The organism is Blastococcus haudaquaticus (genome assembly GCF_900230285.1).
Taxonomy (GTDB): Bacteria; Actinomycetota; Actinomycetes; order Mycobacteriales; family Geodermatophilaceae; genus Blastococcus_B; species Blastococcus_B haudaquaticus.
Window position 1 is genome coordinate 80878 of record NZ_OCNK01000005.1, and the last position, 16853, is coordinate 97730.

Here is a 16853-nt window from a genome sequence, read left to right on the forward strand (position 1 = left end):
CAATCTACCGGCGCACACCGGTTCGCCCGCGCACCTCGCCCCGGCGGCGGTGCGGCGGCTCGTGCCAGGGCTCGTGGGCAGAGGTCAGGGGGTGCCGGTGAGCACGAAGTCCGGCCGCGCGGTGCCCGAGGGGACGACGCTGTCGGCCGTCAGGGCGTACCGGAGGATGTCGGCGAACACCGGCGCGGCCACCTGCCCGCCCTCGGCGTCGCTGGTCGGCCGCTCCAGGTCGACGGCGACCACGTACTGCGGGTCGTCCGCCGGCGCGAAGCCGACGAACGTGGTCACGTAGCCGCCGCCCTCGTAGCAGTTGCAGTCCGGGTTGGCGCGCTGCGCGGTGCCGGTCTTGCCGGCCACGCGGAAGCCCTCGATCTGGCCGAGCGGCGCGGTGCCACCGGGCCCGACGACTGCCTCGAGCATGTAGGCCATCTTGTCGGCGGTCTCCGAGCTGATGACCCGGGTGCCCTCGGGCTCCGGCGTCTCGGTGACCTTCCCGTCCGGGCCGGTCACCGCCTCGACGATCCGCGGTGGCACGCGGACGCCGTCGTTGGCGATGGCCTGGTAGATCGAGGCCATCTGCAGGGTGGTCACCGAGATGCCCTGGCCGATGGCGATGTTGGCCGCCCGCACCCCGCTCCAGTCCTCGGAGTCCTGCAGGATGCCGGCGCTCTCGCCGGGCAGCTCGATCCCCGTGGTGTCGCCGAGGCCGAAGGCGCGCAGGTACTGCTCGAGCTTCTCGTCGCCGACCTCGCGGGCCAGCATGATCGTCCCCACGTTGCTGGACTTGGCGAGGATGCCGGTCACCGTCCAGTCCACCGGGGCGTGGTCGTGGGCGTCGGTGACGACCCGGTCGCCGGCCTGGATGTGGCCGTTCACGCTGAGGACCGTGCCGGGCTCGGCGACCCCCTCCTCGAGCGCGGCTGCGAGCGTGACGGCCTTCATGACCGAGCCGGGCTCGAAGACGCTCGACACGAGCGGGTTCCCGAGCAGGTCGGGGTCGGTCTCCGAGTAGTTGCCGGGGTCGTAGCCGGGGCAGGACCCCATGGCCACGACCTCACCGCTGCGGACGTCGAGGACGACCGCCGAGGCGCGCGTGGTGGCACCGTCGGCGCAGGACTCGGCGAGCCGCTGCTCCGTCACGTACTGCAGGTCCTGGTCGAGGGTGAGCGTCACCGAGTCGCCGTCGGTCGCCGGCGTCGACTCGTCGATGCCCGACGGGATCGGGTATCCCCCGCTGCCCACCTCGACCCGCCGCGAGCCGGGCGTGCCGGCGAGCTCCTCCTCGAAGGTCCGCTCGATCCCGGCGAGGCCCTCGCCGTCGCGGCCGACGAAGCCGATGACCTGGCCGCCCACCGTGCCGGCCGGGTAGAGCCGGACGGGATCGGGCTCCTTCAGGACGCCCGGCAGTTCGAGCGCGTCGATGGCGTCGGTGGTCTCGGGCGGCACCTGGTTGGCGAGGACGACGTAGCGGCTGTCCCGCGACAGCTTCTCGGTGAGCTCGGGCACCGGGACGTCGAGCAGCGTCGTCAGGGCGAGGGCCGTGCGCTCGGGGTCGGCGACCACCTCGGGATCGGCGACCACCTTCGAGGCGTCGACGGTGTAGGCGAACGGGTTGCCGTCCCGGTCCAGGACCGCACCGCGGAGCGCGTCCAGGGGAAAGGTGCGCAGCCGGTCCTGCTCGGCGGCGTTCGCGTAGGCGGCGCCGTCCACGCCCTGGAGGACGGCGAGCTTGCACACCACGAGGACCAGCAGCGTGATCATGAAGGCCAGGCCCCAGCGGTTGCGCAGCCCCCGCTGGTCCATCGACAGCCCGACGCCGCTGCGCCGGCTACCAGGTGCCCGGCGGGGCGTGAACGCGCCCGGACGGGAGCCGGGGCGTCCCGCGCCCGGCCCGCCAGTGGTCGGCACGGGTCAGTCCCCGTCCTCGGAAGCGGCCGGGTCCTCGGCGGGCACCGGAGTGCCGCGCAGCACCGAGCCGCCGTCGGGGTCGATGACCAGGTAGGCGGCCGGCCCGGCGGGGACCAGCCCGGCGGCGACCGCCGCGGCGGCGATCTCGGCGGGCGTGCCGCCGGCGACGACCTGCTGCTCGAGCCGCTGCACCTCCTGGGCGCGCACGGCGTTGTCCGCGCGGAGCTGGGTGGCCTCCACCGAGCCGACGGCGATGGCGGTGTTCAGGATGAGCAGTCCCAGTGTGGTCCCGACGAGCATCGCGACGACCAGCAGTACGAACGGCGCGCGCGGGTGGCGCAGCGCCCGCGGCGCCCGGCGGCGCGTGCGGGCGGTCTGGCCACCGGGGACCAGGCGCAGCTCCGGCCGCGGGGTGGACCGGGGCGTGGTGCGTGGTGTGGTTCGGGGTGTCGTGCGGGTGGAACCGGTCCGCGGCGCGGTGCTCCGGGAGCTCGTGCCGACGGGGACTCGGGCGGTGGCGCGGGTCATGCGGCCCTCCGGATGCGTTCGGCGGCACGGACACGGGCGGAGGCGGCCCGCGGGTTGGCGGCCAGCTCCTCGTCGGAGGCGGCCTCGCCTCCGCGGGTCAGGAGGCGGAGGACCGGGCCCAGCTCGGGCACCGGCATCGGGAACTCGGGCGGGGTCCGGTCGACGGCGTCGGCGGCCAGCGTCTGCTTGACGATGCGGTCCTCGAGGGAGTGGAAGGTGATGACGACGACGCGGCCGCCCACGGCGAGGGCGTCGACCGCCGCCGGCAGCGCCCGCTCGAGGACGCCGAGCTCGTCGTTGACCTCGATCCGGAGCGCCTGGAACGTGCGCTTGGCCGGGTGGCCGCCGGTGCGGCGGGTGGCCGCCGGGATGGCCTCGCGGACGAGCTCGGCCAGCCGCGCGGTGCTGGTGAAGGGCTCGCGGGCCCGCTCCCGGTCGATCGCCGCGGCGATGCGGGAGGCGAAGCGCTCCTCGCCGTACACGCGCAGGACGCGGGCGAGCTCCTTCGGCGGGTAGGTGTTGACGATCTCCGCGGCGGTACGCCCGGCCTCGGGGTTCATCCGCATGTCCAGCGGGGCGTCGGCGGAGTAGCTGAAGCCGCGGTCGGGCCGGTCCAGCTGGAGCGAGGAGACGCCGAGGTCGAACAGGACGCCCTGGACCTCGTCGATGCCCAGGCGGGCGAGGACGTCGGGCAGCTCGTCGAAGACGGCCGGGACGAGCGTGACCCGGTCGGTGTGGCCGGCTGCCTCGATCCGGCGGGCCGCCTCGGCCCGGGCCTCGGGGTCGCGGTCGAGACCGACCAGCCGGAGGCCGGGGTGGGCGTCGAGCATGGCCAGCGAGTGGCCGGCCAGGCCGAGCGTGGCGTCGACGAGAACGGCGCCGTCGGCGGCGCAGGCGGGTGCGAGGAGCTCGGTGATGCGCTCGAGCAGGACGGGCACGTGCACGGGAGGGCGCGCGGGCTCCGGCGCCGCAGCATCCGTGCTGCTCATCGTTCCTGCCTTCCGAGGGTCCGGGATTCCTTCCCGGATGGTGCCGCGCGTTCCGACCCGGGAGTGGGACGCAGCGGTTCCGGTGGAGCTGGGTGGGCGGTGGGGCTGGGTGGGCCAGGTGTTCGGTCCTGGGGGTGGTGGGGCGGGGTGAAGACAGTGGGGCGGAGTGGAGACAGTGGGGCGGGGTGGAGACCGGGTTCCTCTCGGGGCGGGCGCCCGCCCCCCGCGGGGACCGCCTGGCGCCGGGGAAGGGCGTCAGGTGGTGTCCCGCGGGGGCGGGGTGGTCCGCCCACCCGCGTGCGGGCGGCTGACGAGGACGGCGGGACCGAGCCGCGGGGAAGGCGGCTGGGGCCCGGGGCGGTCGAGCCGCGGGGAAGGCGGCTCGAACGGTGTCCGCGTCACGCCCGTTCTCACGGGTGGAGGCGTTCCCGGGATCACGACAGCGTCGGCATCCCCTCGCTCTCCAGGTCGGCGTAGGCGGCCTCCAGTTCGGCCACGTAGGCCTCCCAGTTGGTCGCGTCCCAGATCTCGAAGCGGGTGTCCACGCCGACGACGACGACGTCGCGGTCCAGCCCGGCGTACTCGCGGAGGCTCGCGGGGATGGTGATGCGGCCGGTCTTGTCCGGCTCGATCTCGACCATCGACCCGAAGCTCATGCGGGCGGCCATGCGCGCCCGAGCGGTGTCGGAGGGGGCCATGGCGGCCATGGCGGCGCTCTGCTCGGCGACCCGGTTCATGGTCAGGCCGTAGATGCAGCGCTCCTGGCCCTTCTTGATCACCATGCCGTCGGCCACCTGGTCGCGGAAGCGGACGGGGAGGGCGAGCCGGCCCTTCTCGTCGAGCCGCAAGGGGTAGCTGCCGACGAACACCGGATCACCCCCTGCATCTGTCCTCCACTGGCTCCGCAGCGACCCCTGACTGGTCCCTGCCTCCCCACCGGGCGACACAGTAACCCACTAGCCCCCACCCGACACCACTCGCCGCCGTGTCGTGACCTGCTCCCCCCACGCCCGCCCCTCGTCGGCCGCGGCCACGTGAGCTCGCAGGTCACGGGACGGTCGAGGGGCTCCAGGTGGGGCGCGGTGGGGTGCTGGAACGACCACCGGTCCCGGAACGGTTTCGCCACGTACGGTGGAGGGGTGACGGAGGCGACGCGCACCGCCGACGGAGCGGACGGCCCTCGGGGCGGCAGCCCGGAGACCGACATCGCTGCGGCGGGCGCCCGGATCGCGGCGAACATCGGCCGCGTGGTCCAGGGCAAGGACGACGTGGTGCGGCTGGCACTGGTGGTGCTGCTCGCCGAGGGACACCTCCTCATCGAGGACGTGCCCGGCGTCGGCAAGACCACGCTGGCCAAGGCACTGGCCGCCTCGGTCGACGCCACGGTCCGCCGCATCCAGTTCACGCCCGACCTGCTGCCGAGCGACGTCACCGGCGTGGCGGTCTACGACCAGGAGAGCCGGGCGTTCGAGTTCAAGCCGGGGGCGATCTTCGCCAACATCGTCGTCGCGGACGAGATCAACCGCGCCTCTCCCAAGACCCAGTCCGCCCTCCTCGAGTGCATGGAGGAGCGGCAGGTCACGGTGGACGGCGTCAGCTACGAGCTGGCACGGCCCTTCCTGGTGATCGCCACGCAGAACCCGCTGGAGATGGAGGGCACCTATCCCCTCCCCGAGGCGCAGCGCGACCGGTTCACCGCGCGGGTGTCGATGGGCTACCCCGGGCGCGAGGCCGAGCTGGCCATGCTGGACGAGCGGTCGACGGCCGATCCGCTCGCCACCCTCTCCCCCGTCGCCGACGCGGCCGCCGTGCGCGAGCTGGTCCGGGCGGTGGGCACGCTGCACGTCTCGGACGCGGTGCGCCGCTACGTGGTCGGCCTGGTCGAGGCCTCCCGCCGGTCCCCGCACCTGCGCCTCGGGGCGTCCCCGCGGGCCGGCCTCCAGCTGCTCCGTGCCGCGCGGGCCTCGGCCGCCCTCGCCGGCCGCGACCACGTGCTGCCCGACGACGTCCAGCAGCTCGCCACCCCCGTGCTGGCCCACCGGCTGCTGCTGACCGCGGACGCCGCACTGGGCCGGCGCAGCGCCGAGCAGGTCGTGGCCGAGCTGCTGTCCACCGTGCCGGTCCCGCGCGGGCGCTGAGCGCGGTGCCGGCCGGGCGCGTGCTCTCGTCGCTGACCCTCCGCGGGCGCTGCGTGGTCGGGGCGGGCCTCGCCCTGCTGCTCGTCGGCGCCCTGCTGGGCGAGCGGGCGCTGGTGCAGCTGGCGGTCTTCACGCTCGGGCTGCCGCTGCTGTCCGCGCTGGCGGTCGCCCGGCAGCGCTTCCGCATCAGCGCGCGCCGCACCGTCACGCCGGCGCGCGTGCCCCGGGGAGAGGACGCCGACGTCGTGCTGGAGCTGGCCAACGCCGACAACCGCCCCGGCGGTCTGTGGGTGCTGACCGAGCAGCTGCCCGGCGACCTGGGCCCCGCGCCGCAGTTCGTCGTCGAGCGGCTCGGCGCCGGCGAGCGGACGGCGCTGCGGTACCGGGTGCACGGTTCGCGCCGGGGCCGGCACGTGCTCGGCCCCCTGCGGCTCCGGCTCGTCGACCCCTTCGGTCTGGTGGAACGCAGCGCCGTCGGCGCCGACAGCGCGCCGCTGCTGGTCCTCCCCCGCGTCCGGCCGCTGGGCGCCGGTGGCCCGGCCGGCGGGCAGGGAGGTGGCGGCGAGGGCGCCCGCCGCAGCATCGCCGTCCACGGCGAGGACGACGTCAGCACGCGGGAGTACCGCCATGGCGACGACCTCCGCAAGGTCCACTGGCGGGCGACGGCCCGGACCGGGGAGCTGATGGTGCGGCTCGAGGAACGGCCGTGGCGGGCGCAGGCGACGCTGCTGGTGGACACCCGCGCCCGCGCACACCTGGTCGCACCGCACCGGATCCGCCCGGGCGACGACGAGGTCCGGCCCGGTCCGGCCGGAGACGATGCCCCGCCCGTGGACAGCCTGGAGTGGCTCGTGGAAGCGGCCGCCAGCATCGGCAGCGAGCTGGCCCGCCGGGGGGCCGTGCTGCGCGCCGTCACCGACGCGGGCGAGCTGGTGCCCATGTCCGGTCACGGGCGCCTGAGCGCCGAGGACCTGCTCGACCGGCTGGCGGTGGTCGGTCCCTCGCGGATGCCGGGTCTGGGTGTCGGCATCGAGCACCTGTGCCGGGCCGCGGGCGAGGGGCCGGTCGTCTGCCTGCTCGGTGCGGTCGGGCCGGACGACGTCGTCGAGCTCATCCGCAGCCGGTCGGGCCCGACCACCGACCTGGCCGTGCTGACCGACATCGAGAGCTGGGCCGCTCCGGGTCCCGGCCGGGGCCGGCGGGGACCGTCCGCGGCGTCGCGCGGGGCCCTGGCCGGTCAGCGCGACGATGCCGCGCGGTTGCTCCGGGCCGCGGGCTGGCGGGTCGCCGTCGCCCGCGCCGACCGCACCGTCGCCGAGATCTGGGCGGAGCTGGGCGTCCCGGCGCCCGCCGGGCCGGTCCGCGTCGGCGGGCTGCACGGATCACCGGCATGACCGATCCGGACCTGCGCTCGGCAGTGGTCGCGGCCACGGCCACGCTGCTCGGCTCGGCGGCGCTCAGCCCCGTGTACACCTCGGCGGCCTGGCTGACGCCCGTCCTGGCCGTCGTCCTCACCGTCCTGGCCGGGGGGTTGCTGCTCCGGGTGGGTGGCGCGGCGCTGTGGTCGGCGCTCGCCCGGGGGCGATCCCCGTCCCCCCGGGTGTCCGCACTCGGCACCGCCCTGGTGCCGCTCGGTCAGCTGGCGCTGCTCCTGGCCGTCCTCACCGCGCTGTTCGCGCCCACCGAGGCGATCTCCGGCATCGTCCCGACGCCGGGAAGCGTCGAGCAGTTGCTCGCCGTGCTGGCCGACGGCTCGGCGGAACTGCAGGAGCAGGCGACCCCGGCGCTGCCGCTCACCGGCCTGCTCGCGCTCACCTCGGTCTTCGTGGGGGTGCTGGCCGTCCTGGTCGACCTGGTGACCGTCGGGGGCCGGCAGGCCACCCTGGCGGGCTTCGCGCTGCTGGTCCTCTTCTGCGTCCCCGTGGCCACGGTCACCGGCACCATCGGGCTGGTCGCCTTCGTCGGGCCGGCCGCCGGCCTGGCGCTGCTGATGTGGAGCGACCAGCGCCGACGGCTGGCCGCCACGGGCCGCACCAGCCGGCGCAGCGGCGTCACCGGTGGTCTCGCGGCCCTGCGGACCGGGACCGTCGCCGTGGCCGCTGGGCTGGTCCTCGGGTCGCTGGTCCCGATCCTGGCCGAGGGCTCGCTGGCCAGCGGTCTCGGCGGTGGTTCCGGAGGCGGCGCCACCGGCACCTCGCTCGACCCGGTGGCCACGATGCAGGGCCAGCTCACGCTGCCCGAGCCGATCGAGCTGCTGCGGGTGGACGCCTCGGTGACCGATCCGGGTTACCTCCGCGCCGTGGCCATCGACGAGTACGACAACGAGTCGGGCTGGACGCTGAGCAACATGCGCGGCGAGGAGTCCATCGCCGACGACGACGAACTGGCCCCGCTGCCGGACCGGCAGTCCTACCGCCCCGTGACGGCGACCGTGGAGGTGCTGGAGCACGACGACCGCTTCCTGCCGACGCTCTTCGCCCCGCAGTCGGTCCGGCTCGACGGAGAGGGGGCGGACGGCTGGCGCTTCGACCCGGACACGGGCACCGTCTACGGCCGCGACGTCACCAGCGGCGGCCTGAGCTACACGGTCGCCGCCTCGGAGCCGCGGCCCACGCTTGCCCAGCTCACCGACGCGGCCCTGCTGGGACCCGAGGACCCGGTGCAGCAGTTCTTCACCGCGCTGCCGATGCTCGATCCGCGGGTCACCGACCTGGTCGCGCAGTTGACCGCGGACAGCGGGACGCCGTACGAGCGGGTGCGCAGCATCCAGGACTTCCTGACCGACCGGTCCAACGGGTTCGTCTACAGCCTGTCCACCGAGCCGGGCACCACGGGGGACGACCTGGTGGACTTCCTCACCCTGCGCCGCGGCTACTGCGAGCAGTACGCCGGCGCCATGGCCGTCATGGTCCGGGCCGCCGGCGTCCCCGCACGCGTCGCGCTGGGCTACACGCCGGGCACCGAGCAGCGCGACGGCAGTCGGCTGATCACCAGCGACGACGCCCACGCCTGGGTGGAGGTGTACTTCGAGGACCTCGGCTGGGTGCCCTTCGACCCGACGCCGATCGCCCGGGATCGCGCCGTCGAGCTGCCCTGGGCCCCCCGGGCCGGCGAGGAGGAGGCCACCGACAGCCAGGCGCAGGTGCCGGTGCCGACCGCCCCGTCCCAGCCGCTCCCGTCCGCACCCCAGGACCGAGCCGCCGGCGGAGCGACCGGAGCGCAGTCCGGTCAGGGCGGCGAGGACCTCCTGTGGCCGCTCGCCGGCGGCGTCGCGCTCGCCCTGCTGGCGGCCGCCGTCGCGGCCGCCCCGGCCTGGATCCGCACGCTGCAGCGCCGGCGCCGCGTGGCGAGCGGATCGGCGGGCGACCTCTGGGACGAGCTGACGGCGACTGCGCTGGACGCCGGGATCCGGTCGGACCCGGCGTGGACGCCGCGCCGCGCCGCACGCGAACTCGGGGACCTGCTGCGGCCGGACTCCCCCGGTGCCGACGCGGTGCTCCGGCTCGCCCTGGCGGAGGAGTCGGCCAGCTACGGGCCGGCGAACGCACGGCACGCGCACCCCGACCTGACCGCCGCGCTGACCACTGCCCGGCGGGAGCTGCTGGGCGCCGTGCCGCGCGGCGCCCGGCTACGGGCCCGGTGCTGGCCGGCCTCCCTGGTGCAGGGGGCCGGGAGCCGGCTGGCCGCCGCGGTCGCCCGCCGGGTGCCCCGGACGATGCGGCGGACGCGGGCCGTCTGACACCGGGAACGTCCGACACCGGGAACGTCTGATCCCCGGAACGCCGAGAGCCGCCGTCCGGACGGACAGCGGCTCTCGGTAGGACCGGCGTGCGGCTACTGGTCGTAGCGGCGGCGGAAACGCTCCTCCAGCCGGTTCTTCAGCGGCTGGCGGCCGGCCCGGTTGCCGCGGCCGGGGGCGGCCGGTCCGCGGCTGCTCCCGGACGAGGTGCCGGTCTCGACGGCACCGGTCGCCGCCTTGTAGTTCAGGACGGCGAGGGCGAGGCCGGCGAAGGCGATCAGGGAGCCGAGCGCGCCGATGAGGAACGACTGGGCGACCGCTCCACCGACGAGGACCGCCATGCCGACGACGATGACCAGTGCGCCGAGCTGCAGTTTGCGGCGCGCCTTCAGCCTTCGGTCACCGGTCCGTACGGACGAGGCGAACTTCGGATCGTCATCGACGAGGGCGCGCTCGATCTGCTCCAGCAGACGCTGCTCGTGCTCGGAGAGCGGCACGTCGACCTCCAGGTGGGCGGAGCCAATGCCGTCGGAGGCTGCCGCCGACGGTGATACCGAGGATACGAGTCCGATGCAACGCGCGAAAGGCGACTGCGTGGCGACCCGCCGTGATCATGCCTCGATCACTCCTCCGGGGGCCCAACGGACGGCCGCCCTGCCTGGTTCCGCGTCGCCCGGGAGCGGGGAACCGCGCTGGTGGGTGACGCGTTCCCCGGCCGGCCGGTGCGGTGCAGCAGCGTCGCGGGGCGCACCGCCCCTGCGCCGAACCGGCGGGCGGCGCGGTCCGCGGCGAGCTCGGCCTCGCGCCGGCCGTGCTCCCGCGCGCCGAGCTCGAGCTGCTGCGGGGCGGAGTCGGCGTCCACCAGCCGCTCCGCCCGGACACCGACCAGCCGGATGCGCGCCCGATCGAGCCCCAGCGCGTCGTAGAGGGCCCGCGCCGTCTCGTAGAGCTCCTGTCCGACGTCGGTGGGGACGTCCAGGGTGCGGCTGCGGGTGATCGTGGCGAAGTCGGCGAAGCGGACCTTGATGCTGACCGTGCGGGCCAGCCATCCCCCGGACCGCAGCCGGCCCGCCGTCCGCTCGGCCAGCAGGAGGAGCTCCCGGTGGATCACCGCCGGGTCGTCGACATCGGTGCCGAACGTCTCCTCGTGCCCGGTGGACTTCTCGGGCTCGTCGGGGACCACCCGGCGGGGGTCGCGCCCCCAGGACAGCGCGTGCAGGTGGGACCCCGCCGCGGTGCCCAGAGCGCGCTGCAGCGTCTTCGCCGGCACGTGCGCGAGGTCGCCGACCGTGCGCAGCCCCAGGCGGAGCAGCTGCTCCTCGGTCTTGGGGCCCACTCCCCAGAGGGCGCCGACCGGCAGGGGGTGCAGGAAGTCCATGACCTCGGGCGGTCGGACGACCAGCAATCCGTCGGGCTTGGCGCGGGTGGAGGCGAGCTTGGCGACGAACTTGCTGCCGGCGACGCCGACGGAGCAGGTGATGCCCTGCTCGTCGAAGACCCGGGCGCGGAGGTACTCGCCGATCTCCGCGGCGTCGCCCAGCCGGCGTCCGGCCCCCGAGACGTCGAGGAACGCCTCGTCGAGCGAGAGGGGCTCGACCAGCGGGGTGATCGAGCGGAACAGCGCCATCACCGACCGGGAGACCTCGCTGTAGAGCGCCAGGTCGCCGGGCAGGACCGTCGCCGTCGGGCACAGTCGCAGGGCGCGGGCGGTGGGCATGGCCGCGTGCACGCCGTAGCGGCGGGCCTCGTAGGTCGCCGACGTGACCACGCCCCGGTTGCCGGCCCCGCCGACGATCACCGGCGTGCCGGCCAGCTCCGGGTGCCGCCGCACCTCGACGCTGGCGAAGAACGCGTCCATGTCGACGTGCAGGACGCTGCAGCCCTCCGCCTGGCCCGGACCCACTGCGCCTCCTTCTGTCGAACAGGTGTTCGATCCCGTCCCGGACACTACCGACCCCGGGACGGTGCGTGCGCGGCGGCACGGCGTCGTGTCCCGGTCGTGACCTGCCGGCGTCCCCGCAGGTCGGGGTGGTGGGGACGGGAGGTGTCGGACGAGGATGACGGAGGTAAGCAGCGACGGGAGGCTGCCGTCCGGCAGCCCCGGATCGACCTGGACGGAGATGCCATGGCTCTCGACGACGACGACATGACGAGCACGGAGGGTCCGGCCGACGGCGGTGCCGCCGGCGGCGGTTCCGACGGCGGTGCCGACGGCGGCGCGGACAGCGGCGCCCACGGCCCGGCTGACGGCGGTGCCGCTGGTGGCGGTTCCGACGGCGGTGCCGACGGTGGCGCGGACGGCGGTGCCGACGGTGGCGCGGATGGCGGTGCCGATGGCGGCGCGGACGGTGGCGCGGACGGTGGCGCCGACGGCGGCGCGGACGGTGGCGCCGACGGTGGCGCGGACGGTTCGGCCTGACCGAGAGCCCGACCACCCAGGGCCGGGCGGAGCACGAGCTCCGTCCGGCCCTGCGGCGGTGCACCGACATGGACCCCGGCGTCTTCGCCGAGCAGTACTGGGCCCGCCGGCCGCTGCTGACCCGCGCCCAGAACACCGGCAACTCCTTCACCGACCTGCTCGACCTGCCCGCCGTCGACGAGCTCCTCTCCCGGCGCGGCCTGCGCACGCCCTTCCTGCGCATCGCCAAGGACGGCGCCGTCGTCGAACCGAAGCGGTTCACCACCTCCGGGGGCGCCGGCGCGGAGATCGGCGACCAGGTGTCCTCCGAGGCCGTGCTGCGCCTGTTCGCCGACGGCAGCACCGTCGTCCTGCAGGGACTGCACCGGCTCTGGCCGCCGCTGATCGAGTTCGCCGACCAGCTGGCCGCCGACCTGGGCCACCCGACGCAGGTCAACGCCTACATCACCCCGCCGTCCTCGCGCGGGTTCAGCCCGCACTACGACGTGCACGACGTGTTCGTGCTGCAGGTCGCCGGTGAGAAGCACTGGACGATCCACGAGCCGGTGCTGCGCGACCCCCTGCGCACCCAGCCGTGGGCCGACCGTGCCGCCGAGGTGGCCGCAGCGGCCGAGCGCGAGCCGGTCATCGACGCGGTGCTGCGCCCCGGCGACGTCCTCTACCTGCCCCGCGGGTACCTGCACTCGGCCCGTGCCCTCGGCGAGGTCAGCGTCCACCTGACGATCGGCGTGCACTCCGTCACGCGCTGGGGCGCCGCCGAGTCGGCGCTGGACCTCGTGCGCTCGCTCGCCGCCGAGGACCCGCAGCTGCGCGGCTCCCTCCCCCTCGGCGTCGACCTCACCGACCCCGACTCGATCCGCGACGACGTCGCCACCGTGATCGCCGGCCTGCAGGAGTGGCTGGGCCGCGTCGACCCGGCCGAGGTCGCCGACCGGCTGCGCGCCGGCACCTGGGCCCAGGTGCGCCCCGAGCCGGTCGCCCCGCTCGCGCAGGCCGCCGCCGCGGCGGCGCTCGGCGCCGAGACGGTCCTTCGGCTGCGCCGCCGGTTGCGGTGCACCCTGCGCGACGGTGCGGACGGGAAGGTCGTGCTGCTGGCCGGCCGTCGCTCGCACTCCTTCCCGGCCGACGTCCGGCCGGCGCTGACGGCGCTGCTCGACGTCGGGGAGCTCAAGGTCGCGGACCTGCCCGGTCTGGAGAGCGCAGACCGGATCACCCTCGCCCGCCGGCTCGTCACCGAGGGCGTGGCCACCGTGCCCGACGCCGGCCCGGCGTGAGCGAGCGCGCCGACGACTTCTGCCGCACGGAGGTCCCCGCCCGGCCCGTGGGGCGGCTCGACGACGACCGGTGCTCGGTGCGCGCCCTCGCCCGGGGCGACTCCCCCGTCGCCACCGCCTCCCCGGTCCAGCGCTGGCTGCTCGTCGAGCAGCCCGGGCCGTGGGGCCGGGATGCCCTGACGGAGTCCCGCTTCGATGCCGAGGTGGCGGCTCCACTGGCGCGGCGGTCGAGGGCGGAGGGGGTCCGCCTGCTGCTGGTCCGCCGTCCGGGCGACCGGCTGGCCGACTCGGGGCGGCGGTGGGCCTACGTGGACAGCCGGCCCGGGCGCGAGGGGCTGTGGTGGTCGGTCCGCGACAGCGACGCCGACCTGCTCACCGCGCCCTGGGACGGCTCGGTCGGCGAGCCGGCGCCCGGCCCGACCTACCTGGTGTGCACCCACGGTGGGCACGACGCATGCTGCGCGCTGCGCGGCCGCCCGCTCGCCCGCACGCTCCCCGCCCCCGGTCCTGCCGACGTCTGGGAGTGCAGCCACCTCGGCGGCGACCGGTTCGCCGCCAACGTGCTGGTCCTGCCGCACGGCTTCTACTACGGGCAGGTGCCCGGCGACGGCGCGGACCTCGTTGCCGCGCACGCCGCCGGGCAGGTGGTGCTCCCGTGGCTGCGCGGTCGGGCCGGGGTGCCCGCGCCTGGGCAGGCGGCGCAGCACTTCGCCCGTGGGGCTCTCGGAATCCTCGGCGTCGACGACCTGCCCGTGGTCTCGGTCGCGCAGCAGACGCCGCCGGGAGCGGAGGTCGAGCGCTGGGTGGTCACGCTCGCCGGACCGGACGGCGACGTCGTCACCGACGTGGAGAGCCGACCCTCGGCGGCGACCGACCGGCTGACCTGCCGGGCGACGCACCCGGCGCACTCACGCACCTGGCACGTGCAGTTCGCAGCGGGCTGAGCGGCTAACCCAGAGCGCGGCCGCGGGCGGCGAGCAGCGGGATGGCGAGCTCGGTGGCGGTGAGCGACCCGTGGTAGCCGACCAGACTGCTGGGGCCCGGCTCGAGGCTCGGCGTGGTCAGCGCCCAGGAGCCGCGGGCCAGGGCGACGACGTCACCGATGCGCCCGGCGACCTGCTCGTCCACGGGACCGAACACGCCGGTGGCGACGGCCTCGTCCCGGCTGCCGACCCAGGCCCGGTGGCCGAGCACCTCCCGCCACCGGGCGAGGACGTCGGCCTCCGCGCCGGCGACGGCATGCACGTAGCGGGCGCGTGGCTCCCCCGCCAGCAGGCGGACGTCCTCGAGGAGGGCGGGCTCCTCGTCCAGGTCGAATCGGGTGTGGTCGGGGACGTCGAGCATGCCGTGATCGGCGGTGACCAGGAGGGCGGCGTCGTCGGGCAGGCCGGTGACGAGCTCCTCGACGAGCCGGTCGACGAAGGCGAGCTGGGCCCGCCAGGCGGGTGAGTCCACGCCGCGGACGTGGCCGGTCAGGTCGAGCTCGGCGACGTAGCCGTAGACCAGGGCGCGAGGCGTGGCGGCCAGCGAATGCAGGACCTGGGCGCAGAGGTCGCCGTGGCTGACCGCGCCCGGGTAGGCCGCGCCCCGGTAGACGGCGCGGGTCAGGCCGGAGCCCGCGTAGGCGTACGGGCCGACGACGGTCGAGGGGACACCTGCCGCCTCGGCCTGCTCGAAGACGGTGCGTCGCGCCTGCCACACGTCGGGATCGGGGTCGTCGCGCCACTGGACGTGGTTGAGCGCACGGTCCTCGCCCGGGACGTCGGTGACGAAGCCGAGGATGCCGTGGCTGCCCGGCGGGAGCCCGGTGCCGAACGTGGCCAGGCTGACGGGGGTGGTGCTGGGGCAGGGCGCGGCCAGGTCGCCGGCCGGGCGGGCGAGCGCGGCCAGGGTGGGCGCGATGTCGGCGTGCGCCCGGACGAGGTCGGCGCCCAGGCCGTCGACGAGGAGGACGGCCACCCGACGGGCGCCGCCGAGGGCTTCGGTGAGTCCGAGCGGGTCCGCCGGCAGATCGCCACGCTCGACGGTCACGCCGAGGGCGGTGGCCGCGCTCGGCAGCACGTCGGCGAGCGTGGCGGTGCCGTACCGGGGAGCCGAGAGGTCCGGCGCCAGGGGGGTCACGCGCGGGCAGCCAGGACGTGCAGCCCGGTGGCGACGTCGCGGAAGGGCGACGCTCCGGCGAGTGCCACCTCGAGCGCGCGGACGGCCTGCTGGTCGGCGCCGGACGTCGCCTCGAGCAGGTCGGCGACGACGGAGACCCCGCGCCAGGGGCCCGGGTCCAGGTCCGCGCCGCCGACCAGGGCCAGGAGCTCCTCGGGGCTGAAGCGACGCCGCGCGGGCTTCGCCCGGCCCGGAGCCGGGTCGCGGTCCTCGAGGAGGGCGAGGGCCTCGACCGGGTGCCCGGCGACGGCGCGGGCGAGGACGGCGCCGGCGCGGTTGACCGTTGCCACGCTCACCTGACCGCCCGGCCGCAGGGCGCGGGCGATCTCGCGGAGGGTCACCGCCGGGTCGTCGACGACCTCGAGCACGTAGTGGCAGAGCGCCAGGTCGTAGGTGGAGTCGTCGGCGGTGCCATCGGTCAGGACCTCGTGCAGCAGGTCACCGTCGCCCTGGATGCCGTGCACGCGCTCGCCCACCCCGGCGGTGTCGGCGCGGCGGCGCAGCGTGGCCAGCGCGTCGGCGCTGGGGTCGACGACGGTGACGGTGTGGCCCAGCCGGGCCAGCGGGACGGCGAACATGCCGCTGCCGCCGCCGACGTCGAGCACGCGCAGCGCGGTGCCCGCGCCGACCAGCGGATCGAGGGCCGCCCAGAGCGCAGCGGTCCGGGCGGGCAGCTGCTCGTCGGGCGAGGTGGGGGCGGTCGGCACCTCAGGGAGCCTAGCGGCGGTGCGCGGCCGGCACCCCGGCGCCGACCTAGACGGACACGCTGTCGGCTGCGCGCCTGATCTCCGCCATGTCGATGCGGCGCATCTGCAGCATGGCCTGGGTGGCCCGCTGCGCCCGGCCGGGGTCGGGGTCGTTGGTCAGCTGGATCAGCTCCTCCGGGAAGACCTGCCACGAGACGCCGAACTTGTCCTTGAGCCAGCCGCACATGCTCTCCTCGCCGCCGTCGACGAGCCGGTCGTAGTAGCGGTCGGACTCCTCCTGGTCCTTGCAGACGATCTGGAACGAGATCGCCTCGCTGAACGGGAACTGCGGCCCGCCGTTGAGCGCGGTGTAGGGCTGCCCGTCGAGGGTGAAGTCGACGGTCAGGACGTCGCCCTCCTCCATCGGCGGGGGCATGTCCGGCCCGTAGCGGGTGATCTGGTCGATCGAGCTGTTCGGGAAGATCGAGAGGTAGTGCTTCGCGGCCTCCTCGGCGGTGCCGTTCATCCAGAGACAGGGGATCTGCTTGGGCATGGCGTCGTCCTCACTCGTGTCCGGTGGATCCGGTCGTCATGGAGGACCCTGCCGACGGCCGGAAGTCATCGGAAGGGATTCGTGCGCCGGTGTGCCGTGCGGAGAATGCGGCTGCCGTCGGACGCGCATGGCTATGGTCCGCTCGTGACGATGGTCCTGGGTCTGGCGCTGATCGCGCTGGGGGTGGTCGCGGCGGTCCTGCAGGTCGGGTGGGTGGCGCGGTCGACGCCCGGACCGGTGCAGAGATGGCGGGTGTCCGCTCCGCTGCCTCGCATGCAGCGGCACGCCTCCGACCTCGCCATCGCGGCTCTCCTCATCGCCGGCGCGATCGTCGTCGAGCAGGGCAGGCCGTGGTGGACCTTCTACGCAGCGGTGATCGTTGGTTCTGCGGTGGCTGCGGTCGCCCAGGCGCTCGCCGTGCGCGCCCTCCCCGCTCGGGTCGGTCACTGAGCCACGCCG

At 75.5% G+C, this 16853-nt stretch carries 16 protein-coding genes; 7 read left to right on the forward strand and 9 right to left on the reverse strand.

Annotated features, from left to right (window positions below; genetic code table 11):
- Positions 1-84: 84 nt before the first annotated feature.
- The 4 genes from CRP30_RS18290 to mraZ all read right to left on the reverse strand — a co-directional run bounded on the left by CRP30_RS18290 (position 85) and on the right by mraZ (position 4294).
- Positions 85-1908, reverse strand: a complete 1824-nt coding sequence (locus CRP30_RS18290; RefSeq protein ID WP_235003529.1) for a peptidoglycan D,D-transpeptidase FtsI family protein — start codon at positions 1906-1908, stop codon at positions 85-87.
- A gap of 3 nt (positions 1909-1911) precedes the next feature.
- Positions 1912-2436, reverse strand: a complete 525-nt coding sequence (gene ftsL, locus CRP30_RS18295; protein WP_097185451.1) for a cell division protein FtsL — start codon at positions 2434-2436, stop codon at positions 1912-1914.
- Complete coding sequence (rsmH, locus tag CRP30_RS18300) at positions 2433-3425, reverse strand: 16S rRNA (cytosine(1402)-N(4))-methyltransferase RsmH (protein WP_097185452.1); 993 nt, start codon at positions 3423-3425, stop codon at positions 2433-2435. The genes ftsL and rsmH overlap by 4 nt, the downstream gene beginning before the upstream one ends.
- Positions 3426-3859: 434 nt before the next feature.
- Positions 3860-4294, reverse strand: coding sequence for a division/cell wall cluster transcriptional repressor MraZ (mraZ, locus tag CRP30_RS18305; protein WP_097185453.1), 435 nt, complete (start codon positions 4292-4294; stop codon positions 3860-3862).
- A 270-nt stretch (positions 4295-4564) separates the two neighbouring features.
- Between mraZ and CRP30_RS18310 the strand changes: the two genes are divergently transcribed.
- From CRP30_RS18310 to CRP30_RS18320, 3 genes are read left to right on the forward strand one after another with little or no spacing between them, the layout of a single operon-like run.
- Entirely contained in the window at positions 4565-5563 is a 999-nt protein-coding gene (locus tag CRP30_RS18310) for an AAA family ATPase (protein ID WP_235003530.1), read from the forward strand.
- 5 nt (positions 5564-5568) lie between these two features.
- Positions 5569-6957 carry a DUF58 domain-containing protein gene (locus tag CRP30_RS18315; RefSeq protein ID WP_097185454.1) on the forward strand — a complete coding sequence of 463 codons (1389 nt, stop codon included), beginning with the start codon at positions 5569-5571 and terminating at the stop codon, positions 6955-6957.
- Complete coding sequence (locus CRP30_RS18320; RefSeq protein WP_097185455.1) at positions 6954-9302, forward strand: transglutaminase TgpA family protein; 2349 nt, start codon at positions 6954-6956, stop codon at positions 9300-9302. The genes CRP30_RS18315 and CRP30_RS18320 overlap by 4 nt, the downstream gene beginning before the upstream one ends.
- Positions 9303-9397: 95 nt before the next feature.
- Here the strand turns inward: CRP30_RS18320 and CRP30_RS18325 are convergent, their stop codons facing one another.
- Both CRP30_RS18325 and dinB read right to left on the reverse strand, forming a co-directional pair.
- The gene (locus tag CRP30_RS18325; RefSeq protein WP_097185456.1) at positions 9398-9799 is read right to left on the reverse strand and encodes an SCO2097 family morphological protein; all 402 of its coding nucleotides are present in this window, start codon (positions 9797-9799) and stop codon (positions 9398-9400) included.
- Positions 9800-9924: 125 nt separating this feature from the next.
- The gene (gene dinB / locus CRP30_RS18330) at positions 9925-11205 is read right to left on the reverse strand and encodes a DNA polymerase IV (protein ID WP_235003531.1); all 1281 of its coding nucleotides are present in this window, start codon (positions 11203-11205) and stop codon (positions 9925-9927) included.
- 222 nt (positions 11206-11427) lie between these two features.
- Between dinB and CRP30_RS22845 the strand changes: the two genes are divergently transcribed.
- From CRP30_RS22845 to CRP30_RS18345, 3 genes are all read left to right on the forward strand, one after another.
- On the forward strand, positions 11428-11721 hold the full coding sequence (locus CRP30_RS22845; protein WP_097185666.1) for a BatC protein: 294 nt from the start codon (positions 11428-11430) through the stop codon (positions 11719-11721).
- A 68-nt stretch (positions 11722-11789) separates the two neighbouring features.
- Positions 11790-12995, forward strand: a complete 1206-nt coding sequence (locus CRP30_RS18340) for a cupin domain-containing protein (protein ID WP_235003532.1) — start codon at positions 11790-11792, stop codon at positions 12993-12995.
- Positions 12992-13939, forward strand: a complete 948-nt coding sequence (locus CRP30_RS18345; RefSeq protein WP_097185458.1) for a ferredoxin family protein — start codon at positions 12992-12994, stop codon at positions 13937-13939. Before CRP30_RS18340 ends, CRP30_RS18345 begins: the two co-directional genes overlap by 4 nt.
- 4 nt (positions 13940-13943) lie before the next feature.
- Here CRP30_RS18345 and CRP30_RS18350 read toward each other — a convergent pair whose 3' ends face one another.
- From CRP30_RS18350 to CRP30_RS18360, 3 genes are read right to left on the reverse strand one after another with little or no spacing between them, the layout of a single operon-like run.
- Positions 13944-15116: an alkaline phosphatase family protein gene (locus CRP30_RS18350; protein WP_097185459.1), complete on the reverse strand. Its 1173-nt coding sequence runs from the start codon at positions 15114-15116 to the stop codon at positions 13944-13946.
- Positions 15113-15862, reverse strand: a complete 750-nt coding sequence (locus CRP30_RS18355) for a class I SAM-dependent methyltransferase (protein WP_097185460.1) — start codon at positions 15860-15862, stop codon at positions 15113-15115. The genes CRP30_RS18350 and CRP30_RS18355 overlap by 4 nt, the downstream gene beginning before the upstream one ends.
- 46 nt (positions 15863-15908) lie before the next feature.
- Positions 15909-16394, reverse strand: coding sequence for a VOC family protein (locus CRP30_RS18360; RefSeq protein WP_097185461.1), 486 nt, complete (start codon positions 16392-16394; stop codon positions 15909-15911).
- Between the two features lie 144 nt (positions 16395-16538).
- Between CRP30_RS18360 and CRP30_RS18365 the strand changes: the two genes are divergently transcribed.
- A complete protein-coding gene (locus CRP30_RS18365; protein ID WP_143278495.1) occupies positions 16539-16844 on the forward strand; it encodes a hypothetical protein in 306 nt (101 codons plus the stop codon).
- The last annotated feature ends 9 nt before the right edge of the window (positions 16845-16853 follow it).